The sequence below is a fragment of the Stenotrophomonas sp. YJH_SMC_46 genome, from assembly GCF_059370315.1.
Genome location: NZ_JCAFTO010000005.1, coordinates 199,493 through 222,600, shown reverse-complemented (window position 1 = coordinate 222,600; position 23,108 = coordinate 199,493). Strand labels below are relative to the sequence as shown.

General features: G+C 67.2%; 25 protein-coding genes and 2 pseudogenes. 13 read left to right on the top strand and 14 right to left on the bottom strand.

Annotation, left to right across the window (positions count from 1 at the left end; all coding sequences use genetic code 11):
- Window positions 1-9 precede the first annotated feature (9 nt).
- Entirely contained in the window at window positions 10-585 is a 576-nt protein-coding gene (locus tag AC5P8C_RS16710; protein WP_004134798.1) for an OmpO family porin, read from the bottom strand.
- 215 nt (window positions 586-800) lie between these two features.
- Here AC5P8C_RS16710 and AC5P8C_RS16705 point away from each other — a divergent pair.
- The 3 genes and pseudogenes from AC5P8C_RS16705 to AC5P8C_RS16695 form a co-directional block, all read left to right on the top strand.
- A pseudogene (locus AC5P8C_RS16705) lies at window positions 801-1,385 on the top strand (DUF2268 domain-containing putative Zn-dependent protease); the annotation flags it as partial.
- A 274-nt stretch (window positions 1,386-1,659) separates the two neighbouring features.
- Window positions 1,660-1,932, top strand: coding sequence for a hypothetical protein (locus tag AC5P8C_RS16700; RefSeq protein WP_005407606.1), 273 nt, complete (start codon window positions 1,660-1,662; stop codon window positions 1,930-1,932).
- 157 nt (window positions 1,933-2,089) lie between these two features.
- Entirely contained in the window at window positions 2,090-2,782 is a 693-nt protein-coding gene (locus AC5P8C_RS16695) for a L,D-transpeptidase (RefSeq protein ID WP_019661914.1), read from the top strand.
- 21 nt (window positions 2,783-2,803) lie between these two features.
- Here AC5P8C_RS16695 and arsH read toward each other — a convergent pair whose 3' ends face one another.
- The gene (gene arsH, locus AC5P8C_RS16690; RefSeq protein WP_019661915.1) at window positions 2,804-3,532 is read right to left on the bottom strand and encodes an arsenical resistance protein ArsH; all 729 of its coding nucleotides are present in this window, start codon (window positions 3,530-3,532) and stop codon (window positions 2,804-2,806) included.
- Window positions 3,533-3,549: 17 nt separating this feature from the next.
- Between arsH and AC5P8C_RS16685 the strand changes: the two genes are divergently transcribed.
- The 5 genes and pseudogenes from AC5P8C_RS16685 to AC5P8C_RS16665 all read left to right on the top strand — a co-directional run bounded on the left by AC5P8C_RS16685 (window position 3,550) and on the right by AC5P8C_RS16665 (window position 6,744).
- The gene (locus tag AC5P8C_RS16685; protein WP_019661916.1) at window positions 3,550-3,879 is read left to right on the top strand and encodes an ArsR/SmtB family transcription factor; all 330 of its coding nucleotides are present in this window, start codon (window positions 3,550-3,552) and stop codon (window positions 3,877-3,879) included.
- A 1-nt stretch (window position 3,880) separates the two neighbouring features.
- Window positions 3,881-4,300 (top strand): annotated as a pseudogene (arsN2, locus tag AC5P8C_RS16680) (arsenic resistance N-acetyltransferase ArsN2); the annotation flags it as partial.
- Between the two features lie 36 nt (window positions 4,301-4,336).
- Entirely contained in the window at window positions 4,337-4,840 is a 504-nt protein-coding gene (locus tag AC5P8C_RS16675; RefSeq protein ID WP_026347249.1) for an arsenate reductase ArsC, read from the top strand.
- Between the two features lie 8 nt (window positions 4,841-4,848).
- Window positions 4,849-5,880 carry an ACR3 family arsenite efflux transporter gene (arsB, locus tag AC5P8C_RS16670; protein WP_019661918.1) on the top strand — a complete coding sequence of 344 codons (1,032 nt, stop codon included), beginning with the start codon at window positions 4,849-4,851 and terminating at the stop codon, window positions 5,878-5,880.
- A 489-nt stretch (window positions 5,881-6,369) separates the two neighbouring features.
- Entirely contained in the window at window positions 6,370-6,744 is a 375-nt protein-coding gene (locus AC5P8C_RS16665) for a hypothetical protein (protein WP_019661919.1), read from the top strand.
- 13 nt (window positions 6,745-6,757) lie between these two features.
- Here AC5P8C_RS16665 and AC5P8C_RS16660 read toward each other — a convergent pair whose 3' ends face one another.
- Window positions 6,758-7,432 (bottom strand): Ivy family c-type lysozyme inhibitor, encoded by a 675-nt coding sequence (locus AC5P8C_RS16660; RefSeq protein ID WP_019661920.1) that lies wholly within the window; start codon window positions 7,430-7,432, stop codon window positions 6,758-6,760.
- 136 nt (window positions 7,433-7,568) lie between these two features.
- On the opposite strand from AC5P8C_RS16660, the gene AC5P8C_RS16655 reads away from it, so the two are divergent.
- Window positions 7,569-8,024, top strand: coding sequence for a YybH family protein (locus AC5P8C_RS16655; protein ID WP_019661921.1), 456 nt, complete (start codon window positions 7,569-7,571; stop codon window positions 8,022-8,024).
- Window positions 8,025-8,167: 143 nt separating this feature from the next.
- On the opposite strand, the gene AC5P8C_RS16650 is transcribed toward AC5P8C_RS16655, so the two are convergent.
- From AC5P8C_RS16650 to AC5P8C_RS16630, 5 genes are all read right to left on the bottom strand, one after another.
- Entirely contained in the window at window positions 8,168-9,193 is a 1,026-nt protein-coding gene (locus tag AC5P8C_RS16650; RefSeq protein ID WP_495219122.1) for an NAD(P)H-dependent glycerol-3-phosphate dehydrogenase, read from the bottom strand.
- A gap of 20 nt (window positions 9,194-9,213) precedes the next feature.
- Window positions 9,214-9,732: a protein-export chaperone SecB gene (secB, locus tag AC5P8C_RS16645; RefSeq protein ID WP_005407596.1), complete on the bottom strand. Its 519-nt coding sequence runs from the start codon at window positions 9,730-9,732 to the stop codon at window positions 9,214-9,216.
- Window positions 9,733-9,831: 99 nt separating this feature from the next.
- Window positions 9,832-10,269 (bottom strand): rhodanese-like domain-containing protein, encoded by a 438-nt coding sequence (locus AC5P8C_RS16640; protein WP_019661923.1) that lies wholly within the window; start codon window positions 10,267-10,269, stop codon window positions 9,832-9,834.
- Between the two features lie 57 nt (window positions 10,270-10,326).
- A complete protein-coding gene (locus AC5P8C_RS16635; RefSeq protein ID WP_495219121.1) occupies window positions 10,327-10,752 on the bottom strand; it encodes a hypothetical protein in 426 nt (141 codons plus the stop codon).
- A gap of 32 nt (window positions 10,753-10,784) precedes the next feature.
- On the bottom strand, window positions 10,785-11,252 hold the full coding sequence (locus tag AC5P8C_RS16630; RefSeq protein WP_008266702.1) for a YiiD C-terminal domain-containing protein: 468 nt from the start codon (window positions 11,250-11,252) through the stop codon (window positions 10,785-10,787).
- Window positions 11,253-11,287: 35 nt separating this feature from the next.
- Between AC5P8C_RS16630 and AC5P8C_RS16625 the strand changes: the two genes are divergently transcribed.
- The 3 genes from AC5P8C_RS16625 (at window position 11,288) to AC5P8C_RS16615 (ending at window position 14,481) form a co-directional block, all read left to right on the top strand.
- A complete protein-coding gene (locus AC5P8C_RS16625) occupies window positions 11,288-12,097 on the top strand; it encodes a uroporphyrinogen-III synthase (RefSeq protein WP_019661924.1) in 810 nt (269 codons plus the stop codon).
- A 104-nt stretch (window positions 12,098-12,201) separates the two neighbouring features.
- Complete coding sequence (locus tag AC5P8C_RS16620) at window positions 12,202-13,179, top strand: uroporphyrinogen-III C-methyltransferase (protein ID WP_019661925.1); 978 nt, start codon at window positions 12,202-12,204, stop codon at window positions 13,177-13,179.
- 6 nt (window positions 13,180-13,185) lie between these two features.
- Entirely contained in the window at window positions 13,186-14,481 is a 1,296-nt protein-coding gene (locus tag AC5P8C_RS16615) for a heme biosynthesis HemY N-terminal domain-containing protein (RefSeq protein ID WP_495219120.1), read from the top strand.
- A gap of 93 nt (window positions 14,482-14,574) precedes the next feature.
- Here AC5P8C_RS16615 and AC5P8C_RS16610 read toward each other — a convergent pair whose 3' ends face one another.
- A complete protein-coding gene (locus AC5P8C_RS16610; RefSeq protein ID WP_026347250.1) occupies window positions 14,575-15,870 on the bottom strand; it encodes an acetyl-CoA C-acetyltransferase in 1,296 nt (431 codons plus the stop codon).
- Window positions 15,871-15,963: 93 nt separating this feature from the next.
- Between AC5P8C_RS16610 and AC5P8C_RS16605 the strand changes: the two genes are divergently transcribed.
- Entirely contained in the window at window positions 15,964-16,851 is an 888-nt protein-coding gene (locus AC5P8C_RS16605) for a hypothetical protein (protein ID WP_019661928.1), read from the top strand.
- 213 nt (window positions 16,852-17,064) lie between these two features.
- Here the strand turns inward: AC5P8C_RS16605 and AC5P8C_RS16600 are convergent, their stop codons facing one another.
- The 5 genes from AC5P8C_RS16600 to AC5P8C_RS16580 form a co-directional block, all read right to left on the bottom strand.
- Window positions 17,065-17,691, bottom strand: coding sequence for a superoxide dismutase family protein (locus AC5P8C_RS16600; RefSeq protein WP_019661929.1), 627 nt, complete (start codon window positions 17,689-17,691; stop codon window positions 17,065-17,067).
- A 32-nt stretch (window positions 17,692-17,723) separates the two neighbouring features.
- Window positions 17,724-18,293: a superoxide dismutase family protein gene (locus AC5P8C_RS16595; protein WP_019661930.1), complete on the bottom strand. Its 570-nt coding sequence runs from the start codon at window positions 18,291-18,293 to the stop codon at window positions 17,724-17,726.
- Between the two features lie 93 nt (window positions 18,294-18,386).
- The gene (gene ntrC, locus AC5P8C_RS16590; RefSeq protein WP_019661931.1) at window positions 18,387-19,835 is read right to left on the bottom strand and encodes a nitrogen regulation protein NR(I); all 1,449 of its coding nucleotides are present in this window, start codon (window positions 19,833-19,835) and stop codon (window positions 18,387-18,389) included.
- Window positions 19,828-20,889, bottom strand: coding sequence for a two-component system sensor histidine kinase NtrB (locus AC5P8C_RS16585; RefSeq protein WP_019661932.1), 1,062 nt, complete (start codon window positions 20,887-20,889; stop codon window positions 19,828-19,830). Before AC5P8C_RS16585 ends, ntrC begins: the two co-directional genes overlap by 8 nt.
- A gap of 114 nt (window positions 20,890-21,003) precedes the next feature.
- The gene (locus AC5P8C_RS16580) at window positions 21,004-23,046 is read right to left on the bottom strand and encodes a TonB-dependent receptor (RefSeq protein WP_495219118.1); all 2,043 of its coding nucleotides are present in this window, start codon (window positions 23,044-23,046) and stop codon (window positions 21,004-21,006) included.
- Window positions 23,047-23,108: the final 62 nt, after the last annotated feature.

The following is a 23,108-nucleotide window of genomic DNA, read 5'->3' as shown; positions in this document are numbered from 1 at the left end:
AGGCGTTTGTTACCAGGTGAAGCGCGGGCCCACGAACCACTCGCGGTCGCCGGCCTTGGCCAGCTTCACTTCGCCGCTCAGGCCCCAGTTCTGGTTGAACTTGGCGGTGGCGCCGACACGGCCGTAGAACTCGCCGTCCGGGTTGTAACCGTGCTTCTTGCTGAAATCTTCGTAGCCGGCCATCACGTAGCCTTCCACGTACGGGTTGAACGCGGTGCGCACGCCCACTTCGGTGGAGTAACCGTTGAAGTCCAGGCCGCGCTTCTCGTCGTACTTCTGGTACGCAACACGGGCCACCAGGTCGGTGTTCGGTGCGATGCCGTAGTTGTAGCCGACACCCAGGCGCCACTGGTCGACGTCATTCTTGAACTTGTCGGTTTCCTGGGCGCTGTAGTCGCCAAAGACGTGGAAGTTCGGGTGCACCGCAACGGAACCCTTCACCTTCCAGCCATCGGCGTCGCCGCCCTTGGCGTCGGTGTTCACGTAGCCGCCTTCAACGTAGTTGTACGACAGGCCGTCGGTTGCCGATGCAGCGAATGGCAGGGCAGCCAGAAGGCCCAGAGCGAGCAGCGAATTCTTGTTCATCGGGACACACCTTTAATTATTTTGGTTTCGTCGGCCGCCTCCCGGGAGGGGGAGAGAGAGGAGGCGATCGACAGGTGTGAATTATCCGTTAGGGGGTCTAATCAACCCTGAATATTGAACTGACTGGTATATAAATGTGGGCGACGTTCAGGGAACTCCGCATCCCGCACACATCCGCCGCGTCACTGCTGTTGCGGGGACGTGCCCGCCGTAGGGTGCGCGAGCTGCTGCTCATCATCCTTGCGATGATGCTGCAGGCGGCCGAGCGCAGCCAGCCTCCTGCGCGCATCGTGATTCAGACGGACGATGTCACGCGTTTCTTCCATGTGCTGGATGCCAGCGCTGGAAAGCCGAGTGCCGACGATCTGCAGCGCAGCTATCTGGATGCTGGCACAGACGCTCTGCGCAGCTTCACCGACAGCCGTATCGGCTCGATGGAGCGGCTGGCCAGGGCCATCCAGGACACGCCGGCATTGTTTGCGAAAGCGAGAACCTGCGCGACAGCATTGCCATCGATCCGCATGCGCGTCGCCGCTGCCGTCGATCAGCTGGGCACCTTGTTGCCGTCTGCGGCGCTTTCCCCGGTCACCGTACTGGTGGGCCGCTGCAACAGTGGTGGCGTGACCGCCGAAGCAGGCGTGGTCATTGGACTGCAAGCGCTGTGCGACGCCGACTGGATGCAGGCCGATGTCGGCGACCGTTTCGTGCACCTGATTGCCCATGAGTACGTGCACGTGCAACAGCCAAGTGCACGCGTGGAAGTCGAGCAGCCCACCCTGCTCTATCAGGCGCTGCTGGAAGCCAGCCGGTGGCGGCCCGCGTGCGCTGGCATCGAGGCGGTGCCGACGGCACTTCGATGAAATCCGCTTCATGCTGATGAATACGTGCTTCTGAACAGGCACAAGGCAAGCCGGCCGATGCACGTCCGCCCGCGTGATCCTGCTTGTTAAGTTTTGTTGATCGAACGTCTTCACAGCGCTTCCACGTCTTCCAATTCCAGCTGAAAGCACGGGCTAGCGCCGGGAACAAACGCCGCTATATTCCAGCTTCCCCAGACGAAGGAGGGAGTTGGAAATGAAACTGACCAAGCAGCACATCAACGCAGCACGCGCCATCACCGTCGCCATCGTGGCCACCGTAAGCCTCGGCGCTTGCGCCACCTACAAGGACGAGTTCGCAACCATCAACTCGCGCCTCGATCAGCTCGACGTAAAGGTGCAGGGCGCTGCCCAGAGTGCCGAGTCCGCCAACCAGTCGGCGCAGCAGGCCAACCAGCGTCTGGACCAGATCGAAGGCCGCGTACAGCAGCTTGAAAGGGCACCGGCCGGTCGCAAGCCGCGCGGCTGATAGCTCTCTCACCCTTTGAATTGATCCACCTCTGTATCGGGAACCAGTGGCCTTCGCCGGCCACTGGCATCCTTCCACCCAGAATTGCATTGCAAGGAGCCGTCCCATTCGTACCTCCTCCTCCCCTGCACGCCGCGTCTTCCATGCCGCACTGGCGTTGGCACTGGCCGTTGCGTGCAGCGGCGCAGCCAGCGCCAAGGGCAAGGACAAGGAAGCGCCTGAACAACGCATTGCCGCCGTTGATGAACTTCCGCCCGACCAGAGCGTGTCCGAAACAGTGATCGAGCTGGCCGGCTGGGTGGTCGCCAGCAAGGACAACCAGGGCTATCCGTTTGCGGTCATGGACAAGGCGGCGGCGCAGGTTCTGGTCTTCGGCGGTGACGGCAAGCTGCGCGGCGCAGCACCGGCGCTGTTTGGGTCGGCGATCGGCGACCACTCCGCACCGGGCGTCGCCAAGCTCGCACTGAGCGCAATTCCCGGCCACGACCGCACCACGCCTGCCGGCCGCTTCATTGGCGGTTACGGCCCGTCCGACGATGCCGGACGCGTGCTGTGGGTGGACTACGATTCCGCAGTCTCGATGCACCCGCTGCCGCCGGGCAGCCCGAAGGAAAAGCGCGCCGAGCGGTTGGCATCGCCCTCGCCGGACGACAACCGCGTCACCCACGGTTGCATCAACGTTTCGCCTGCGTTCTACGAGCAGATCGTGCACTCCACGTTCGAGAAGGGCGGTGTGTTCTACATCCTGCCGGACAAGGATTCGATCGCGAAGACCTTCCCGGAGTTCGCACAGAGCCGTGGGAATGCGAAGGAAGGAGACGAGAAGGGCGCGCGGCGCGCGAGCAAATAGAGCGCGTTTGCGTAGCGGAACTCAGGAGGCGGTAGCGCCAGCAGCCTGCGCCAATGCGGCCGCGAGCGCGTCGCCCTTCCTCTCGCTGTAGCGGTCCACCAGGTAGTCCGACCGGCCACGCGTCAGCAGCGTGAACTTCACCAGCTCTTCCATCACGTCCACCACCCGGTCGTAGTACGGCGAGGGTTTCATCCGGCCGTCGTCATCGAATTCCTGCCAGGCCTTGGCCACCGATGACTGGTTGGGGATGGTCAGCATGCGCATCCATCGACCAAGCACGCGCAGCGTGTTGACGGTGTTGAACGACTGCGAGCCACCACTCACCTGCATCACCGCCAGCGTCCTGCCCTGCGTGGGGCGCACGCTGCCATCTTCCAGCGGCAACCAGTCGATCTGGTTCTTGAACACGCCGGTGACCGTGCCATGCCGCTCGGGGCTGACCCAGACCTGGCCTTCCGACCACTGCGACCACGCACGCAACCGCTGCACTTCAGGGTGGCTCGTGTCCACGCTGTCGAGCATGGGCAGCGCATGCGGATCGAACATGCGGGTTTCGCACCCCAGGTGGCGCAGCAATCGCTCGGCTTCCAGCGCCAGCTTGCGGCTGAACGACTGCGGCCGCAGCGAGCCGTAGAGCAGGAGGATGCGTGGCGGCCCCAGATCTGCCGCGGCGAGCTGGTGATGATTGGGCTGGGGCAATGACGATTCCACCAGATTGGGCAGATCAGGGCTTGTGATTGGCTTATTCATTCGATTATTCTAGAAATATGGAAACGTTAAATGCAATCGCCGCCCTCACCGCGCTCGGTCATGCCACCCGCCTGGCTGCCTTCCGCCTGCTGGTGGAGGCTGGCCCGGCAGGGCGCATGGCGGGCGACATCGCCACGGCCCTGCAGGTGCCCCCAGCCACGCTCAGCTTCCACCTGAAGGAGCTGGTGCAGGCCGGGCTGGTGGAGAGCGAAAGCCAGGGCCGCCATGTCTGCTATCGCGCCAACTTCGATGCGATGAACGGCTTGATCCAGTACCTGACGCACAATTGCTGCGCGGGTTCGCTGGACCAGCAGTGCGCGGCAAGCGAACCGGCCTGCAGGTGCTGAGATGAAGCCAGACCCCGTGATTCGTGCCGGCACACGCGACGACCTGTCCTGCATCCGAGACCTTCTGCAGCAGGCGCAGTTGCCCGTGGCCGATCTGGAAAGCAGCAAGGTCGTGTTTCTCGTCGCAGACCTCGACGGCGTCCCCGTGGGCGCCGTTGGATTGCAGGTTTTCGGCGCCTCGGCGCTGCTCCGCTCCCTGGTGGTGTCTGATGACCGACGCGGCACCGGCCTTGGACGCGCATTGCTGGCAGCGGCCGAAGAGATGGCCCGCCGTATGCAGGTCAGGGAATTGGTGCTGCTGACAACATCGGCAGGCACGTGGTTCGCGCGGCACGGCTATGCCGGATGCGATCGCGCGCAGATAGCGGAGACGATCCGCAGCTCTGCCGAGTTCACTCGTCTCTGCCCGGGCAGCGCGCTTTGCATGTCCAAGCCACTCACTGACCACGGAAGCCACATGACCCGCAATGTCCTGTTCCTCTGCACCGGCAACAGCGCCCGCAGCGTGCTTGCTGAAGCCACCCTGCGCGCCTGGGGCGGCGATCGCTTCAGCGCATTCAGTGCGGGCAGCCAGCCCACTGGCCAGATCAACCCCTTCGCGCTGGCCCAGTTGCAGGCCGAAGGAATGCCCATTGAAGGGCTGCGCAGCAAGTCGTGGGATGAGTTCGTGGGTGCAGCCCCGATGGACCTGGTAATCACCGTATGCGACTCAGCCGCAGCGGAGGCCTGCCCGGTGGTGTTCGGTGATTTCATCCGCGGCCACTGGGGCCTGCCCGATCCGGCGGCCGTAGCGGGTAGCGATGCCGACAAGGCCGCGGCATTCGCGCAGGCCCATGCCATCGTGAAGCTGCGACTGCGTGCATTGCTCGCCTTGCCTGACTCATTGTGGTCCGACCGCGAAGCGCTGCAGCACGCGCTGGATCAGATTGGACAGTTGCAGCCGACCGACAGCATGCCGTGACTTCCCGCATGAATCTGTTCGAACGCCACCTGACGCTTTGGGTCGGGCTTTGCATTGCGGTCGGCACGCTGCTGGGCCACTTCCTACCCGGTGCTTTTGCCGCGCTGGCATCCGCAGAGATCGCCAAGGTCAACCTGCCGGTTGCGGTACTGATCTGGCTGATGATCATCCCGATGCTGCTGAAGGTCGACTTCACTGCGATGCGCCAGTTGCAGCAGCACTGGAAGGGCATCGGCGTAACGCTGTTCATCAACTGGGCGGTCAAGCCATTCTCGATGGCGCTGCTGGGCTGGCTGTTCCTGCGCCATGCCTTCGCCGACTGGTTGCCCGCAGCACAGATCGACAGCTACATCGCCGGGCTGATCCTGCTGGCGGCCGCGCCCTGCACCGCCATGGTGTTCGTGTGGAGCAACCTGTGCCGTGGCGATGCCAACTTCACCCTGAGCCAAGTGGCGTTGAACGACGCGATCATGGTGGTGGCCTACGCGCCGGTGGTTGCACTGCTGCTGGGCCTGTCGGCGATCACCGTGCCGTGGGATACCCTGCTGCTGTCCGTTGGCCTCTACATCGTGGTGCCGGTGCTGCTGGCTGCGTTGCTGCGGCGCTGGATCCTGATGCATCGTGGCGAGGCGGCGTTGCAGCGGGTGCTTCGCCATCTGGGGCCCGTCTCGTTGTGCGCGCTGCTGCTCACACTGGTGCTGCTGTTCGGCTTCCAGGGCCAGCAGATCGTGAAGCAACCGCTGGTGATCGCACTGATTGCGGTGCCGATCCTGATCCAGGTCTATTTCACTTCCGGCCTGGCCTACCTGCTCAATCGTCGCCTGGGCGTGGCGCATTGCGTGGCCGGCCCTTCAGCACTGATTGGTGCCAGCAACTTCTTCGAATTGGCGGTTGCCACCGCGGTGGGGCTGTTCGGCGTGCATTCGGGGGCTGCGCTGGCGACGGTAGTTGGTGTGCTGATCGAGGTGCCGGTCATGTTGTCTGTGGTGCGGATCGTGAACCGTACTCAAGCCTGGTACGAGAGACGCGAAGAGCACTGACAGACCGGAGTGCGTCGAAGTCTATTTACGTCCTTCGCCCCGCACTGTCGTCATCGGCCTGGTGGGGTACCCGTACGCCACGTCATCAACTTCGACCCATGTCGCATATTCCCCATGCCGCTACGGACGTTGCGGCGCCTGCGTCTGCGACGGCTTAACAGCATGCAAAAATGCCAAAAGCGTCTTTGATCCAGCGTTGAATGCAACTCTTCTGATTGGCGTTGCGCAGCGACGGCGGTACAGATGGCGGGCCGCCGGAAAATGGGTGGCCGGGCCTCGAAAACCCGTTAGATCACGAACGTTGTTTGCGCTTGCCAGCCGGCGTCACCCCGCGTGGCGCCGGCTGGCATTCCGTCTGCCGGCTATGGCGGGCGGAGCGTGGAGGCCTTGCGCCTGCCGGTCTTGTTCGTGATCTCCCGGTTTTCGAGCCACGTCTCCGCCCGCCACCTTTGCGTGGCGGCTACCGTCTGTCCTGCACGGAGCACTGCCATGACCTCACCGGACTTCCCCCGCCTGCATCCGCATCGCTCGTCCGCCACTGGCGGTGAGCCCTCAGAGCACGCGGCTGCGACCGCCCCGAACGCCTTCATCGCCACGCTTCACCGCATCGGCAAAGGCGCGGCCGCCGATGGCCAACCCTGGCCGGAGCGTCACCAGATGCCGGGCCGTTGCATGGCGCTGGCCGATGCGGACTGCGCACTGGCCGGCCAGCGTGTGACGCTGGAGCTGCTGCTGGCGGCCGAACGCGTGCGCCAGAACGGCACGGAGGCCGAGTACGTGGGCGACCGGGTGATGGAAGGGCTGATCATGGCGTGCCTGACGATGAACGCACAGGCCAGCGCGCGCATGCAGCCGGACGGGTGACGCCGGCGCCACATCACTCGCAGAGCGCGCTGTCTTCCTTCAACGCGGCATCCTGCAGTGGCTGGCGCTGTTCGATCTGCTCACGCTGTTCCGCCGTCGGCTCGCCCAGCCACCACACACGGCAGCGCGCGGTAAGACGGCCGACCATCTTCGCCTGCGTGGGTGAGTACAGCATCGCCAACGCGGTGCCGGGGCAGTCGTGGGCCTGGCAGGCGGTGTAGAACCACCACGGCTCGCCCTGCAGCACTACCAGCTCGCCAGGGCCGCTGGGTCCGCTCAACAGGCGCTTGCGCAGCGACGGCATATCCTTGTCAGTGGATTCGGCGTCCTGCGTGCCCTTCATCAGCGCATCGAACGCGGCCAGCACCTTCGGGTCCTTGCGGCCGCAGTCGTCCACGGTACTGCCGCCGACCAGGGTGAAGAAGTGGGTCGCCAGCGGATTGTCCGCGCAGGTCAGTTCGCCGCCGGCGCCCGGGTCTTCCGGTTCGCCCTCGCTGTCCCACACCGCGGGGTCCACGCTGTCTTCGATTGACGGTTCCTTCTCGACCACCGTGGCCGTGGCGGCCGGAGCTTCGGTGGTTGGTGCTGGCGCCGCATCAGGCGCGGCCTCGCCAGTCTTCTCCGGTGCCTGTCCGCAGGCTGCCAGCAGCGCGGCCATCATCGCCATCCCTGTGATTCGCATCTTCATCGCGTGTCCTTGTCTGATCTGCGCTGCATCCACCGAATCGGCGGCCGCGTGATTCTAACCAGCGGCGCGCTAGGATGCGTCTGAAGCCTTCCCATCATCGCCAGGGCCTGGACGCATGCGCCGCACACGACTCGCCATGATCTTCTGCAGTGCCCTGCTGCTGGCATTGCCGGCAATTGCCCACGATGCAGAAAACGCGAAGCCTGCGCAGCCTCTCCCGGACGCAGCCCTGCCCGCACCGCTGGACCGTGTGCTGCGCAACTACGAGCAGGCGTGGCGCGGGGGTGATGCCAGGGCACTGGCTGCGCTCTTCGCCGAGGATGGCTTTGTGCTGCAGAGCAACCAGCCACCCGTGCGCGGGCGCACTGCGATCGAGGCTGCATATGCCGGACAGGGCGGCAGTCCGTTGCGGTTGCGTGCCTTGGCGTATGCGGTGGAAGGGAACACGGGTTACATCATCGGTGCGTACAGCTACGGCAACAACGTGGGCGATACCGGCAAGTTCACGCTCACGCTGAAGCGTGAGCGTGATGGGCCGTGGCTGATCTTTTCGGACATGGACAACAGCAACGCGCCGCCGCGGGCGCGGTGAGGGATTCCGCAGGGCATGGCCCGGCGCTACTGGGCGCCAACCAAGGTTGGCCGCTACCAGAAGCGGGTTCCGTCCTGGATCCACGCCATGCGTGGATGAGGCGCACAAGAAAAAACCCCGGCACCTGGCCGGGGTTTTTCGATTCACTTGAACAGCGTGTCCGGATACTCCGGTTTCTGTTCCCGCGCCAGCAGTGCGCGCAAGCCTTCTTCCGGGGTCTGCTCGCCATGCAGCACGGCACGCACACCGTCGGAGATCGGCAGGTCGATGCCATGGCGGCGTGCCTGTCGCATCACTTCGTCGGCAGTCTGCACCGACTCGACCACCTGGCCGATTTCGCGAACAGCATCCTGCAGCGTCTGACCACGGCCCAGGGCCAGGCCCAGGCGGCGGTTGCGCGACAGGTCGCCGGTGCAGGTCAGCACCAGATCGCCCAGGCCGGCCAGGCCCATCAGCGTTTCCGGCTTGGCGCCGATCGCAGCGGCCAGGCGCAGCATTTCGTTGAGGCCGCGGGTGATCAGGCCGGCACGGGCGTTAAGGCCCAGCTGCATGCCATCGGCCACGCCGGTGGCCACCGCCAGCACGTTCTTCATCGCGCCGCCCAGCTCGGCACCGACCATGTCGTCGCCGGTGTAGGCGCGGAACGCTGGGCCATGCATCGCTTCGGCCACCGTCTGCGCGAACTCGGGCACGTCGCCGTGCACGGTGATCGCGGTCGGCAGGCCCTGGGTCACTTCCTTGGCGAACGACGGGCCGGTGACCACGGCCAGCGGCACGTCCTCACCCAGCACTTCGCGCGCTACTTCATGCAGGAAGCGGCCCGAACCGGGCTCGAAGCCCTTGGTGGCCCAGGCCACGCCGGCACCGGCCGGGCGCAGCCGCGCCAGCGCACGCACGGTTTCACCGAAGGCGTGCGACGGGGTCACCACCAGGATCCAGGCCGCGCCCTCCACCGCCGACGCCAGGTCGGTAGTGGCACGCAGGCTGTCCGGCAGCGGGATGCCCGGCAGGTAACGCGGGTTCTCGTGGCGCTGGTCGATGGCGTCGACCACGGCAGCATCGCGCCCCCACAGCACGGTCGGGTGACCGTGCCGTGCGAGCAGGCTGGCCAGCGCGGTTCCCCAGGAACCGGCGCCCAGCACGGCGATCTTGTCAGCGGGAGTGCTCATCCGTGACGTCGCGGCAGGAATCAGGCGTTGCCGGCCGGCTCGGAGTCAGCCAGCGACGGTGCGTCGCCCTGCTCCTGGCGCTGGCGCAGGGTTTCTGCGTACAGGCCTTCGAAGTTGATCGGCTGCAGGAAGAACGGCGGGAAGCCGCCGGCCTGGATCAGGTCGCTGATCAGCTGGCGCACGTACGGGAACAGGATGTTCGGGCACTGGGTGCCGAGCAGCACGTCGATCGACTGCGGGTCCAGGCCGACCAGGCCGAACACGCCGGCCTGCTTCACTTCGGCCACGTAGGCGGTGCGCTCACCGGCCTGGCAGGTCAGGGTCACGGCCAGCACGACTTCGAAGGCGTTCTCACCCAGGCGCTGCACCTGCTGGTTCAGGTTCAGCTGCAGCTCCGGCTGCACCTGGTCATTGAAGATGGTCGGAGCGTTCGGCGACTCGAAGGAGACGTCCTTGACGTAGATCTTCTCGACGGTGAAAGCGGGGCCGGTGGCGGCATCGACCGGCGCAGCGGCGCCGTTGGTGATCTCTTCGGACATTTCCAGTAACTCCAATGAATGCAATGAAAACGATGGTCGAACTACTGCGATGGGGGCGGGATCAGGCCCATACAAGGCCGGATCCGCCACCTGCGGCAATCAGTTGCGGCCCTTGACCAGCGGCAGCTCGGCCTGCTGCCAGGCGGGAATGCCGCCGTCGAGCACGTAGACCTTCTCGAAACCGGCCTTCTTCAGCGCCTTGGCGGCGGTTTCCGAAGCGTTGCCGCTGCGGCACACCAGCACCACCGGCGACTGCCTGGCGTTGGCCACCAGCTTGTTGTCCGGGCCGAAGGCACTGGCCTGGGCGTTGCGGCTGCCGGCAATGTGGCCCTTCTCGAAGTCACCGCTGGCCGACAGGTCGACCACCACCGTGCCGCCCGCGTTGATCAGCTGGGTCAGTTCGGCGGGCTTGATGCCCTTGAAGCCCCGGAACAGGCGGCGGATCTCGGTGACGATGATGGCCACGGTCAGGCCGACCAGGGCCGCGGACAGCATCGGGTTTCGGCCTGCAAAGGCCAGCAACTCTTCGTAATTCACTCAGGTCACGGGTCGATTAAGCGGGCGCCGATTGTCGCACAAGCCGGACGCGGCCCGTCACTGCCCCTTCCACAGGTCCGGCAGGCCGGCCGTCTGCCACCAGCGCTTGGCCTCTGCATCCCAGCGCCAGCGCTCGACCACCACCACGGTGCGTTCGGCCTGGGTGTTCTGGTTGATCACCCCGATTTCGACCCGGCGCTCGACCAGGCCACCGTCCAGCGAGGCGCTGCTGCGCTCGCGGTAGGACGACACGCGCAGCTGCGCGTAGCGGTTGAGCTCGAACTCGGTGGGCGGCTTTTCCTTGCGCAGCTCGGGGTCCAGATAGCCGATCGCATCGTCCATGCTGCCCCAGCGGATGGTGGCGCCGTAGGCGATCTGGGTCTCTTCCAGCAGCTTGCGCTGCTTGCGGCTGAGGTCGTCGGCCGAAGCCACGGCGCTGACCAGCAGCAGGGAACACATCAGGAACTGGATGAGGCGGCGCATCGGTGGTTTCCCCAGGACGTCAGCCTGCCATCCTACCCTTTGGCGAAGGCAACGAAGCGACCGCTGAACTCGGCGGCCGGCTTGCCATCGGCGCCGGGCTGGGTGGCGATGATGCTGATGCGGGCCTTGCGGCGCTGGCGGAAGGTATTCAGGAAGGCATCCCAGCCGCTGGCTTCGGCCGCTTCGGCATGGGCATGCAGGTCTTCGTAGACCGGGGCCAGGTAGCGCAGGTTGCTGTCGGCCACGTAGACCTCGGCATCGTGGCCGGCCAGGCGCAGGCGCAGGCTGACCAGTGCCCAGCCGGACAGGGTCAGCACCGAGGCCAGGCTGCCACCGAAGGCGTTGCCCTTGTCGTTGACGTTGGCGGCCAGCGGCGCGGTGATGCGCAGCACGCCATCGGCATAGCCATCGAGCTGGATCTGCATGGCGCGCACCGCCGGCATGCAGTCCAGCACGTCCTGCAGGGCGGCCAGCGAGGAAGTCAGAGCATCAACGGACATCGGAGCAGCGACCACGACAACGAAGGGCCCGCATAATGCAGGCAATGGCCGACCATACGATACCCACTGGCGCCGCCGGTTCCGAGCCGCGCTGGACCTTCATTTCGCTGCGACCGCAGGGCCAGAATTCCGCGCTGCGCCGCGCCGTTGCTGGGCTGGGCGGGCATGTGGTGGCCCTGCCGCCCTGGCGCCTGCAGCGCTTGAACGGCATGCCAGTGGTGCGTCAGCTGCAACGCGCGCTGAACTGCGACCGGGTGGTGTTCACCAGCCCGGCCGCGGTTACCGCGGCCGCCACCCTGCTGCCGCTGGCCAAGGCGCAACGCAGCCCGTGGCTGACCGTGGGCGAAGGCACCGCGCGCGCGCTGCGGGAGCACGGCGTCGCCGGGGTGCATGCGCCGCAGCGGATGGACAGTGAGGGGCTGCTGGCGCTGCCGGTGCTGGCGGACGTCCGCGGCCTGCGCATCGGACTGGTCACCGCGCCCGGCGGACGCGGCCTGATTGCTGCACACCTGCAGGCCGCCGGCGCCGCGATCGAACGTGCCGATGTCTACCAGCGTCGCCTGCTGCGCCTTTCGCCCCGCACGCTGGCGCGATTGGCGCATTCAGCGCAGCCGTGGGTGCTGGCGGTCAGCAGTGGCGAGGCGCTGCTGCATTTCTGGCAGCAGCTTCCGCCGACTTGGCAGCAGCGCCTGCGGGCGTCTGCCCGCGTGGTGGTTGCCAGCGACCGCCTCGGCGAACAGGCGCGGTCGCTCGGCCTGCGGCACATCTCACGCAGCGCCGGCCCCACTGCTGCGCAGCTGGTGGCCGCTGCACACGCCACGCTCACCGTCCCGGCAGCGAACTGAACAGGGACGTGGATCACGCTTGCCGCTGTGGTCGGCAACAGTGATGCTGTGCACCATGCGGCCTGCCGGACCCTGACCGGCGACGTTGCCGACAAGGAAGCCCCATGAACGAGACTCCGCCCGTTTCCCCGCCCCGTAGACCCGTGCGCTGGTTGCTGCCGCTGGCCGCTGCGGTCGTGCTTGGCGCGGGCGGCTATGCCGGCTGGTACGTCTGGCAGCAGCAACAGCATGAGCAGGAAGCGCAGGCACAGACCACGGCCGTCCAGCTGAAGGGCCTGGAGGCCACGCTGGATGCGCTGCGTCGTGACCAGCGCGCAACCAGCCAGCGCCTGCAGGACGCGGCCACCACCAACCGCGTGCTGCGCGACGAGATGCTGGGCCTCTCCCAGCGCAGCGGGTTGCTGGAAGAGAACCTGGCCAAGCTGGCCGACAGCGCCAACCAGGGCCGCCAGGCCGTACAGCGCGATGAGGCCGAACTGCTGCTGACCCAGGCGGCGCAACGGCTGAATTATGCCGACGACGTGGAGGGCGCACGCCGCCTGTACGCACAGGCGGCCACCGCACTGGCCGAACTGCCCGACGCTGATGGCCTGAACCTGCGCCAGGCGCTGGTGCAGGAGCGCGAGGCACTGGACGCGCTCGGCAGCGGCCCGCGCGTGCAGTCGCTGCAGCGTCTGGATGCTGTGGCCCGGGCGCTGCAGGGCCTACCGTCACAGATCACCGGCACGACCGGCGGCAACGCTGCCAAGCCGTGGTGGCAGGCCGCCCTGGCCCCGTTCGTGGACATCACCCCCAGCCGCCAGAACGGCCCACTGACGGCCGCCGAACAGCGCAACGCCGACGATGCACTGCAGCTGGAACTGACGCTGGCACGTGCCGCCATCGAGCGTGGCGACCGCGCGGGCCGCAACTCCGCCCTGGACCGGGTGGAACACTGGGCACAGCGACGCTGGCCGGATTCACCGGCCCTGCGCGCGCAACGTGCTGAACTGAAGGCCTTGCGCGAACTTCCCCTGCAGGCCAACGACGCTGTCCTTGGCAGCACCCTGCAACAACTGCGCACCCAGACCGACCGGAGGTAAGCCCGCATGAAACCCCTGCAATCCTTGGTCGTGCTGTTGCTGGCCGTGGCCATCGGCGTGGTCGCCGCGCAATGGCTCGGCGCCGATGACCTGAACCGCTTCGGCGAGGTGACCCTGCGCTACGGCGGCTACGACTATCACAGCAACCTGCCGAAGGTAGCGCTGCTGGCGGTGATCACGGTCCTGGTGCTGTGGCTGCTGTGGAGCCTGATCGCTGCACCGTTCCGTGCCTGGGGCCGCTACCGCCGCAAGCAGGGCAGGGTGCGCCTGATCGACGGCCTGCAGGCCTACGAGCATGGCCAGTGGCAGCGTGCCGAGAAACTGCTGGACGGTGCGGCCAAGGACCCGAAGGTGAGCGCGGTGGCGCTGGCCAATGCGGTGCGCAGCGCACAGGCGCGCGCCGACGGCCCCGCCGGTGAAGCACTGCTGCAGCGCCTGGGCGAAAGCGATGCCACGCTGCAGGCGCTGCTGCGCGCCGAACAGCTGTTGGCGCGCGACCTGCCGGTGGATGCGATCAACGCATTGGACGTAGCCGCGATCCAGCCGCTGCCGCCGCGCGGCCTGTGGCTGCGTACCGAAGCGCTGGCGCGTGCCGGCCGCGCACACGAGGCCTATGGCCAGCTGGGTGCGCTGCGCCAGAGCAAGGTACTGCCGGCCGAATCAAACAGCGAACTGGAAGCCCGCCTGGCCGCACAGGCGCTGCTGGAAGCGGCCGACGTCAACGCATTGGCCGCACAGTGGGAAGCCACGCCGAAGGCGCTGCGGCCGACCCCGGACGTGGTGGGCGCCTATGCCAGCCGCGCGGTGGCCCTGAACTGGGATGAGCCGGCGCTGCTGGCGCTGGAACAGGCGCTGGACCAGCGCTGGGACGACGAACTGGTGGCGCTGTACGGCCGCCTGCCGGCCGAGCGCCTGGCCACCCGCCAGGCCAACCTGGCGCGCTGGCGCAATGTGCATGATGGCTCGGCCGCACTGCATCTGGCGCAGGGCCGCGTGGCCCTGGCCCAGCAGCAGTGGGATGCCGCCGATACGTTCCTGCACGAGGCCATCGCCGCCGGCGCCGGTGCCCCGGCGTGGGAGGCACTGGGTGAACTGTTCGCGCAGCGTGGCGAACACGCGCTGGCGGCACAGTGCCTGGCCAATGCGCTGCGCCTGCAGCGCGGCGAGGACAGCGTGGAACTGGTACGCGGCAGCGAAGCGCCGCTGCGTGCCACGGTGGAAGAGCAGCCGATCGCGGTCCAGCCCCCGGTGTATGACGCCAACGAAGAGCGCGACGAATTCGGCAACCCGCGGTTGCCGTGAAGCGTGCCGACCAACGGTCGGCACCCACCGGAGAAAAAAGAACGCCGCCCACCGGGCGGCGTTTTCATATGTGGAACCCGGTAGTCGGAGCGATCAGCGTTCGATGATCGCCACCACGCCCATGCCGCCGGCGGTGCAGATCGACACCAGCGCGCGGCCACCGCCGCGTTCGGCCAGCTGCTTGGCGGCGGTAGCGATCACGCGTGCGCCGGTGGCGGCGAACGGATGACCGGTGGCCAGCGACGAACCCAGCAGGTTGATCTTGTCCGGGTCGATGCGACCCAGCGGTGCATCCAGGCCCAGGCGGTTGCGGCAGTAATCCTCGCTCTCCCACGCACGCAGGGTGCACAGCACCTGCGCGGCGAAGGCCTCGTGGATCTCGTAGATGTCGAAGTCCTGCAGGGTCAGGCCATTGCGCTTGAGCATCTCCGGCACGGCCACGGTCGGTGCCATCAGCAGGCCTTCGCCATGCACGAAGTCCACCGCAGAGACATGCGCATCGCGCAGATAGGCCTGCGGCTCATGGCCGTGCGCGCGTGCCCACTCTTCGCTGGCCAGCAGTACCGCAGCGGCACCGTCGGTCAGCGGGGTGGAGTTGGCGGCGGTGAGCGTGCCACGGCCGGAGACCTTGTCGAACGCCGGCTTCAGCGTCGCCAGCTTTTCCAGCGAGGTATCCGGGCGCAGGATGTTGTCACGCTCGACGCCACGGAACGGTGCGATCAGGTCGTTGAAGAATCCGCGCTCATAGGCGGCAGCCAGCTTCTTGTGCGAGGACACCGCCCACTCGTCCTGCGAGTCGCGCGAGATGTTCCACTCCTTGGCCATGTCCTCGCAGTGGTCGCCCATGCTCTTGCCGGTGCGCGGCTCGGCCACGCCCGGGAACTCGGGCTTGAGCTCGGAGAACTTGAAGCCAGCGGTGAGTGCGCGGATCTTGTCGCCGGTGCTCTTGGCGCGGTTGGCGGCCAGCAGGCGTGCACGCAGCTTCTTGCCGTAGACGATCGGCACGTCGGAGGTGGTGTCCGAACCACCACCGATGCCCGATTCAATCTGGCCCAGCGCGATCTTGTTGGCCACGGTGATGATGCTGTCCAGCGAGGTACCGCAGGCGCGCTGCAGGGTGATGCCCGGGGTCAGCGGCGACAGGCCGGAGGACAGCGTGGCTTCGCGGCCCAGGTTCCAGTCGCTGGAGTGCTTGATCACCGCACCCATTGCCACTTCACCCAGCTGCTGGCCATGCAGGCCGAACCGTTCGACCAGCGCACCCAGCGTACGGACCGACATGCCGAGGTTGCCGACATCCGAATACGCGGTGTTCTGGCGACAGAACGGAATGCGGACGCCACCGAGGATGGCGACGGGACGAGCGTTGGGCATGGAGATACCTGGCATGGATGAGGGTGTCTGCAACATGGCCTGCACGGCGGAGCAGGCATAATGGAGCCAAGTGTAGCTGCCGCCCTGTGATGGGCCAACCGTGGAACCATGAGCAAACCCGACCCCGCGATGAATGCCCTTGGCGTGCTGGCCCTGGAACTGGCCGGCGGTGAAATCCCCCGCCAGGCGGTGCTCAGCGCAGAACAGGCCGGTGAACTGGCCGAACGCGTCGGCCGTGACCTGTCCAAGCTGGTGCCACAGGTAGCCGAGCTGGACCTGGTGTTCGCCGCCGCCCATTTCGACCCGGCCGAAGTGCTGCGCCCGGGCTGGCCGATCCATCGCCGCCTGGAAGAACTGCAGATGCGTGCTCCGGGCCGCAACCAGGGCCCCCGCCTGCTGGCCTTCGGTACCGATGCCGAGGGTGATGTGCCGCTGCCGTTCCAGGCCGATGCCAGCCTGGTTGGCGGTGGCCTGCGCGTGGTGCCGTTCCTGCTGACCGGCAGCGATGTGGCCACCACCAACGCGGTCGCGCATGCGCTGGAAGACACCTTGCTCGCCAACGGCATGGCGCATGCCGACACCGCGCTGATGGCGCAGAACAGCTTCGGTGCGCGGATCGAACACGCACGCTACTTCACCGTGAACGATCTGGCCGCGATGATGTCGATGCAGTACGACAACCAGGGCCTGGCCGCGCTGTGGCCGCTGATCGAGACCGCGATCATGGCGCCGGGCGAGGACGAGTGGCTCAATGCCGCGCCCGAGCCGCTGCTGCGCTATACGCACGGCGAAGCACGCATGGCACTGTTCGACCCGGCCGGTTGGTGCGCGCACTACAATCACAGCAAGAACGATTGCGACCGCCTGAAGGGCATCTACGAACAGTTCCTGATGCGCCAGCGGCAGATGGCTGCGGTGCTGGAGGCACACGGCGTGCCGGTGCTGTTCGTGCACTGCGAGGCCGGGCAGGACGCGCGCGAGCTGCTGGCGCGCTGATCTGCGGATGCGCACCGCCGGGCATGGCCCGGCGCTACCGTGCAATTGCGTTTCGCCGGGGCGCGACCGCCGTGCGTATTGCTGTAGCGCCGGAGTCCATGCTCGGCTCAGGTCCACCGAAGAGCAGCCGAGCATGGGCTCGGCTCTACAGGAAGCGATGCAAAGAAAAACGCCGGCTTGCGCCGGCGTTTTCCGTTTCCAGCAAAAGCGTCCTTACGGGGCCTTCTGGATCACCGCACACGCCAGGCGCGCGCCGGCGTTGCCGGTCGGCTGGGTCTTGTAGTCATCCGCGTCGGCGTGGACGATCAGGCCGCGGCCGATGATGTCGAAGTCATCACCCTTGCCGATGTTGACGTTGCTCGACACCGGGCCGTCGATGGTGGCCACGCCCTTGTCGTCGGCCTTGATGTTGGGCATGTCGCCGCCGTGGTGCGGATCGGCCGCCACGCTTCCGTGGTCCTGCTTGCCCGGGTTGAAGTGGCCGCCGGCACTCATGCCGTCCGGCGCGCTGCAGTCGCCCTTCTCGTGGATGTGGAAACCGTGCTCGCTGCCCGGCTTCAGGCCCGTAACATGGCCGGTCACGTGCACCTTGCCATCAACCACCTTGAAGGTGACGCTGCCCTTGGTCTCGTTGCCCTGGGTCGGTGCCAGCTCGGCCGTTGCCGAAGCATCGGCCGCCGGTGCCGCAGCCGGTTCCGGAGTTGCCGCCGGTCCGGTGGTGGCGCCGTCGGCCGGCGCGGCCGGCGGAGTTTCAGTCTGCGGCGTGGCGGGCTGCTGATTACAGGCCGCCAGGCCCAGCGCGGCGATGGCCGCAAACAGCGAAGTGTGGATCAGACGCATTGGAATCTCTCCCTCGATGATGCCTGCAGTGATCAGCGGACGACCCGGATCACGCCACAGGCGATGCGGACGCCGGCATTGCCGGCGGGCTGGCTGCGATAGTCGTCGGCGTTGGCATGCACGACCAGTGCACGTCCGGCGATATCGGTGGCGGCGCCTCCGCCAAGGGTAACGCCCTTGAGGTGGATATCGACGTTGGCGCGGCCCTGGGCGTCGGCACGCAGGTTGTCCATGTCGCCCAGGTGGTGCTTGCCGGTGCCGGCGCGGCCATGCGCAGCGCCACCGGGATTGAAATGATTGCCGGCACTGCTGGCATCCACCGCACTGCAGTCGCCGCGCTCATGGATGTGGAAGCCGGCCTGCTGCATCGGCTGCAGGCCACCGACCAGGCCGGTGATGTGCATGCCGCCGGGCTCCACCATCAGTGCGATGCGGCCACTGACAATGCTGGCCGAGGCCGGCGCGAGATTGGCCTCGCCCTGCTTCGCAGCGCTGACCACGGTCGGCGGCGGCGGGGTGGGCTCGGCCTTCTTCGGCGTACTGCCACAGGCAGACAGCAGCACGGCGGCGGACAACGGCAGGATGGCAAAGGACAGACGCATCGAAGACTCCTTGCAGGTGACACTAAGCGTTGCATCGTCCATGAACGATCAACAGTTCGGCAAGCAGGCGCGAGGACCGCGTGCAGGGACCGTTCAATGGCCCCCGCGGCGGCGGCCAGCGCCCAGCTTGCGGGTAAGGGTATTGCGGCCCAGGCCCAAGCGGGCAGCGGCTTCGGCGCGGCGGCCATGGGTGATCTGAAGCGCCGCTTCCAGCAGCGCATGATCGACCCGCTCGCGCACCTGCGCATGCAGCCCTTCCACGCCTTCGGCGAGCTGGCGGCGCGCCCATTCGGCCAGCAGCGCTTCCCACTGGCCTGGATCGGCACCGCTGATGCTGCCGCGACCGCCCCGCGTACGGTTCAGCGCGGTATCGACGTCGGCCACGCCGATGGTGTCAGCGGCGGCCAGCGCGGCCATCCGCCAGCACACGTTTTCCAGTTCGCGCACGTTGCCGGGCCAGTCGTGTTCGCGCAGCGCCTGCAGTGCGGCGGCGGTCAGGCGCTTGGGCGGCGTGTCCAGCCTGCGTGCGGCGGCGGCCAGGAAGGTGCTGGCCAGTTGTGCGATGTCTTCACGGCGCTCGCGCAGCGGCGGCAGCTGCAGGCGCACCACGTCGAGGCGGTGCAGCAGGTCCGCGCGGAACTTCCCCTGCGCGACCAGCCCTTCCAGATCCTGGTGGGTGGCGGCAACCACGCGCACATCGACGCGGATCAGTTCGCGGCCACCGACACGGAAGAACTCGCCCTGCGCGAGCACGCGCAGCAACCGGGTCTGCAACGGCAGCGGCATGTCGCCGATCTCATCCAGGAACAGCGTGCCGCCATCGGCCTGCTCGAAGCGGCCGGTATGGCGGCGCTGCGCGCCGGTGAAGGCGCCGGCTTCATGGCCGAACAGCTCACTTTCCAGCAGCTCGGACGGAATGGCAGCAGTATTGAGCGCGACGAACGGCCCATGCGCGCGCGGCGATTCGCGATGCAGTGCATTGGCCACCAGCTCCTTGCCGGTGCCGGTCTCGCCGGTGATCAGCACCGCCAGCGGCGCCTGCGCCAGGCGACCGATGGCGCGGAACAGCGCGCGCATCGGTGGCGTCCCACCCACCAGTTGCGGCGGTTGGTCGCCATGCGCTTCCGGCGCAGGCGTGGGCGCTGCCAGTGCCGGCGCCACCGCCGGCAGCACGCGCTGCGCCAGCGCCACGGCATCGTCCAGGTCGAACGGCTTGGACAGGAATTCATGCGCGCCGCCGCGGAACGCACCGGCCGTGCTGGCCACATCGGTATAGGCCGACATCACGACCACCGGCAGCTGCGGCAACGCGGCCTTGAGCTTGTCCAGCAGCACCAGGCCATCGTCGCCAGGCATGCGCACATCGGTGAACAGCAGCGCCGGCGGCGCGCCTTCGCCCAGGGCCTGCAGGGCTGCCGCAGCGCTGTCGAAATCGACGACCTGGTAGCCCGCCTCGCGCAGCGCGGTGCACAGCACGAAGCGCACGGCACGATCGTCATCGACCACCCAGATGCGCTGCGGGGACGAAGAAGACTCAGACATCGCGCGGGGCCTCCTCGGCCGGGGCGGCGCCACTGACAATCGGCAGCAGCAGGGTGAACACGGTATGGCCCGGGCGCGAGCGGTAGGTCAGCGTGCCGCGGTGCTCGCGCGCCACCTGCTGGGCCAGCGCCAGGCCCAGGCCAGTGCCTTCGGCGCGGCCACTGACCAGCGGCAGGAACAGGTGCTCGGCCAGTTCCTCGGGTACACCACGGCCGTCGTCGGCAATTTCCAGGCGCAACGCCAGCGTGTGCAGCTGCTCGGCGATGCGCGCGCCATGCTCCACGCGGGTGCGCAGGGTGATGCTGCCGGCACCGGCCTGGATTGCGTTTCGCACCAGGTTCCACACCGCCTGGGTAAGACGGTCGGCGTCGCCACGGAATTCGGGAATGCTGGGGTCGTAGTCGCGCTGCAGGCGTACTGCCCAGCCGGCCTCGTTCTCGGCCAGGCGCAGCACGCGTTCCAGCGCGGCATGGATGTTCAGTTCGGCGTGGGGTGCGGCCGGGGCCGGCGACAGCAGCTGGTCGAGCAGGCCGTTGAGGCGCTCGATCTCCGAGCCGATCAGTTCGATCAGTTCGCGTTCGCTGGCCTCGCGCTGGGCCGCGCGGCGGGCCAGCAGCTGGGCCGCACCCTTCAACCCGGCCAGCGGGTTGCGCAGCTCGTGGGCCAGGCCCTTCAGCGCCGCGCTGAGCGCGCTGGGCAGGGCCTGCGTCGGGTCCAGCCCAGGGAATTCGTCGACCGGATGTGCCTCCAGCAACCAGCCGCCATCGTCGCGGCGGCTCATCCAGCCCTCGGCGAAGCGCGGCGCCTCGCCGGGCACCGCCAGCGCCAACCGGTTCAGGCGCAGGCTGTCGCGCTCATCGCGTGCCAGGAAGTGGGCCAGCGCTTCGCCCTGCACTTCCAGTGCAGCCAGCGGCTGGCCCAGCAGGCGGCGCCCGCTGACACCCAGCCAGCGGCCGAAGGCCGGATTGCAGCCGACGATGCGGCCATCGGCTCCGGCCCACGCCAGCGGCGTGCCCAGGGCTTCAAGGGTCGGCGGGGGTGCGGGGTCGGACATTGCACCAATGTAGTGCAAAACGCGGGGGCCGGGGTCAGAGCACGGTCCGCCAGAAAGGGCTCCGGCCCCTGCCGCAGGTCGAGCGAGCTCGACCACTACCAGATGCGTGGCCGGTTACAGCTTCATGTTGAGGCCGACGAACACACTGCGTCCCGGGGCCGGCGAAAACATCGGGCGGGCGCTGTCCCAGAAGAAGCTGTCGTACCAGGCGTAGGCGTACTGGCGATTGGTGGCGTTCTTCAGCTGCAGGTCCACGCTGAATCGCGGGGTGAGCTGGTAGGCAGCACTGAGGTCGAGCACGGCGAAGCCACCGAACTTGCCGGCTACGTTGCGCTCTTCCAGGTAGTAATCGCCCTGTGCACGCGCCTGCAGGCCCAGCCGCAGCGCATCACCGGCGCGGTAATCCACGCCCAGATTGCTGATGTGGCGCGGGGTGGCAGCCACTTCGCGTCCCTGCAGGGAAACGCCGGCATCGCGGTCGTCGCGGGTGATCTTCGCTTCCTGGTAGGCGTGCGACGCCCACACCGTCCAGTCGTCGCCCAGTTGCAGGCTCAACTGCGCATCCACGCCGCGCCGGCGGGTCTTGCCCAAGGTGGCCGTCGTACCGGTAGCCGGCATGTTGGATACCTCGTTCTCTGCATCCTGCTGCCACACCGCCAGGCGTGCCTGGGCGCCCGCGAACGGCTGGAACTTCAGGCCCAGCTCCATGCCGGTGTTGGTGGACGGCTGCATCGGTGCCTGTCCCGGGGTGAGGTAGGCCGGTGCGGTGGACCCGGTCAGCACCTGGAAGGTGCGGCCCCAGTTCGCGTAGACGTGGGTGGTCTGGCCCAGGCTGTGGATGATGCTCAGCTTGGGCTGGCCGATCGTGCCGTAGTCCTGCAGGCGGCCGCTGATGCCGCTAATCAGGTGCGTGCTACCACTGAAGCGGTCGATACGGTAGGCCGGCACGATCTTCCACGCCTCGCCGGGCTGGTAGATGGCCTGCACGTAGGCACCCCAGTTGTCGAAGCTGTGGCGGTCGTTGTTCTGCACGCGCGCCGGTGCCTGGCTGAAATCGGTGGGTTCGGCGTAGGCGTAGCGCTCGCGGAGGTAGCCGTTGTCCTGCTGCTCGTAGTTCAGGCCGCCTTCGACGGTAAGCGCGGGGCTGGCCTGCCAGGTGAGCGTGCTGAGCAGGCCGGTCTGGCGCTCATCCCACACGCGGCGCTGGCGCGGCAGGTTGCCGGTGGGCAGGTCGCTGAAGGTCACGCGGCGATCGTCTTCGTAGCGGTTGTAGTACAGCCGCGTGCCGAAGGTGAGCGCGTCGGACAGTTTCATGTCCAGGTGCGCGGCGATCTGGCGCATGTCGCGTTCATCGCCATCGTTGCCGTTGCGCAGGTCGCTGCCACGGCGGTGCGTACGCAGCTCCTCGGCGGTCATGAAGCCGGGTTCGTCGGCTTCGTGGTGGTACGCGCGCGCGGTCAGGCCCACGCGCAGGCCGTCGTCCAGCGAGCCATGGAACCACTTGCCGCCCAGCGAATACTTCTTCGAGGCATCGTGATCGCGGTAGCCGTCGCTGGCCTGGGTGCCGACGAAATAGTTCTGCGCGAAGCCATTGGCTTCGCGGCCGACTGCCAGCTGTGCATCTCGGGTGTTGTAGCTGCCATAGGCCAGTCGCACGTCGGTGTAGGTGCCGCCCTGGCGCGTACCGAAGTTCACGTTGCCGCCGATGTTGTGCAGGCCGTAGCGCGGGTCGTTGGTACCGCGCACCACTTCGATGTAGCTGATGTCCAGCGGGAACAGCATGTCGATGAAGCGCTGGTTGCCGCTGTTGACGTTGCTGGGGATGCCGTCAATGAGGGTCTTGATCGCGTTGAGGTAGCCCTCGCCGTTGAAGGCGCGGAAGCTGACCTTGCCCGATTCGGCACCCTGCCGCGTTTCGGTGAGCTGGATGCCGGGCATCTGCCCCAGCAGCTCCCAGCTGTGCGAGACGTTGCGGTCTTCGATCTGGTCCGCGCCGAGCACGTCCACCGAAGTCAGTACCTGGTGCGCACTGAGCTGGCCTTCGCCGTGCTGGTGCACCTGCACCTTGCCGAGGGTGAGCGCGGCATCGGCGGACTGTGCGAAAGCTTCAGGGGCGAACGGCGCGGCCGCCAAGGCGGCCAAAAGGGTGGGAGTCATGGGAAAGGGCGGTTACGGTGAAATGTAATCATATAACATTTCACGCGCCCGCTTTTGCAGCG

Coding starts and splice junctions, on each gene's coding strand:
- AC5P8C_RS16710 (WP_004134798.1), bottom strand. CDS start 585: ATGAACAAGAATTCGCTGCTCGCTCTGGGCCTTCTGGCTGCCCTGCCA.
- AC5P8C_RS16700 (WP_005407606.1), top strand. CDS start 1,660: ATGAAACTGACCAAGCAGCACATCAACGCAGCACGCGCCATCACCGTC.
- arsH (WP_019661915.1), bottom strand. CDS start 3,532: ATGAATAAGCCAATCACAAGCCCTGATCTGCCCAATCTGGTGGAATCG.
- AC5P8C_RS16685 (WP_019661916.1), top strand. CDS start 3,550: ATGGAAACGTTAAATGCAATCGCCGCCCTCACCGCGCTCGGTCATGCC.
- AC5P8C_RS16675 (WP_026347249.1), top strand. CDS start 4,337: ATGACCCGCAATGTCCTGTTCCTCTGCACCGGCAACAGCGCCCGCAGC.
- arsB (WP_019661918.1), top strand. CDS start 4,849: ATGAATCTGTTCGAACGCCACCTGACGCTTTGGGTCGGGCTTTGCATT.
- AC5P8C_RS16665 (WP_019661919.1), top strand. CDS start 6,370: ATGACCTCACCGGACTTCCCCCGCCTGCATCCGCATCGCTCGTCCGCC.
- AC5P8C_RS16660 (WP_019661920.1), bottom strand. CDS start 7,432: ATGAAGATGCGAATCACAGGGATGGCGATGATGGCCGCGCTGCTGGCA.
- AC5P8C_RS16655 (WP_019661921.1), top strand. CDS start 7,569: ATGATCTTCTGCAGTGCCCTGCTGCTGGCATTGCCGGCAATTGCCCAC.
- AC5P8C_RS16650 (WP_495219122.1), bottom strand. CDS start 9,193: ATGAGCACTCCCGCTGACAAGATCGCCGTGCTGGGCGCCGGTTCCTGG.
- secB (WP_005407596.1), bottom strand. CDS start 9,732: ATGTCCGAAGAGATCACCAACGGCGCCGCTGCGCCGGTCGATGCCGCC.
- AC5P8C_RS16635 (WP_495219121.1), bottom strand. CDS start 10,752: ATGCGCCGCCTCATCCAGTTCCTGATGTGTTCCCTGCTGCTGGTCAGC.
- AC5P8C_RS16630 (WP_008266702.1), bottom strand. CDS start 11,252: ATGTCCGTTGATGCTCTGACTTCCTCGCTGGCCGCCCTGCAGGACGTG.
- AC5P8C_RS16625 (WP_019661924.1), top strand. CDS start 11,288: ATGCAGGCAATGGCCGACCATACGATACCCACTGGCGCCGCCGGTTCC.
- AC5P8C_RS16620 (WP_019661925.1), top strand. CDS start 12,202: ATGAACGAGACTCCGCCCGTTTCCCCGCCCCGTAGACCCGTGCGCTGG.
- AC5P8C_RS16615 (WP_495219120.1), top strand. CDS start 13,186: ATGAAACCCCTGCAATCCTTGGTCGTGCTGTTGCTGGCCGTGGCCATC.
- AC5P8C_RS16610 (WP_026347250.1), bottom strand. CDS start 15,870: ATGCCAGGTATCTCCATGCCCAACGCTCGTCCCGTCGCCATCCTCGGT.
- AC5P8C_RS16605 (WP_019661928.1), top strand. CDS start 15,964: ATGAGCAAACCCGACCCCGCGATGAATGCCCTTGGCGTGCTGGCCCTG.
- AC5P8C_RS16600 (WP_019661929.1), bottom strand. CDS start 17,691: ATGCGTCTGATCCACACTTCGCTGTTTGCGGCCATCGCCGCGCTGGGC.
- AC5P8C_RS16595 (WP_019661930.1), bottom strand. CDS start 18,293: ATGCGTCTGTCCTTTGCCATCCTGCCGTTGTCCGCCGCCGTGCTGCTG.
- ntrC (WP_019661931.1), bottom strand. CDS start 19,835: ATGTCTGAGTCTTCTTCGTCCCCGCAGCGCATCTGGGTGGTCGATGAC.
- AC5P8C_RS16585 (WP_019661932.1), bottom strand. CDS start 20,889: ATGTCCGACCCCGCACCCCCGCCGACCCTTGAAGCCCTGGGCACGCCG.
- AC5P8C_RS16580 (WP_495219118.1), bottom strand. CDS start 23,046: ATGACTCCCACCCTTTTGGCCGCCTTGGCGGCCGCGCCGTTCGCCCCT.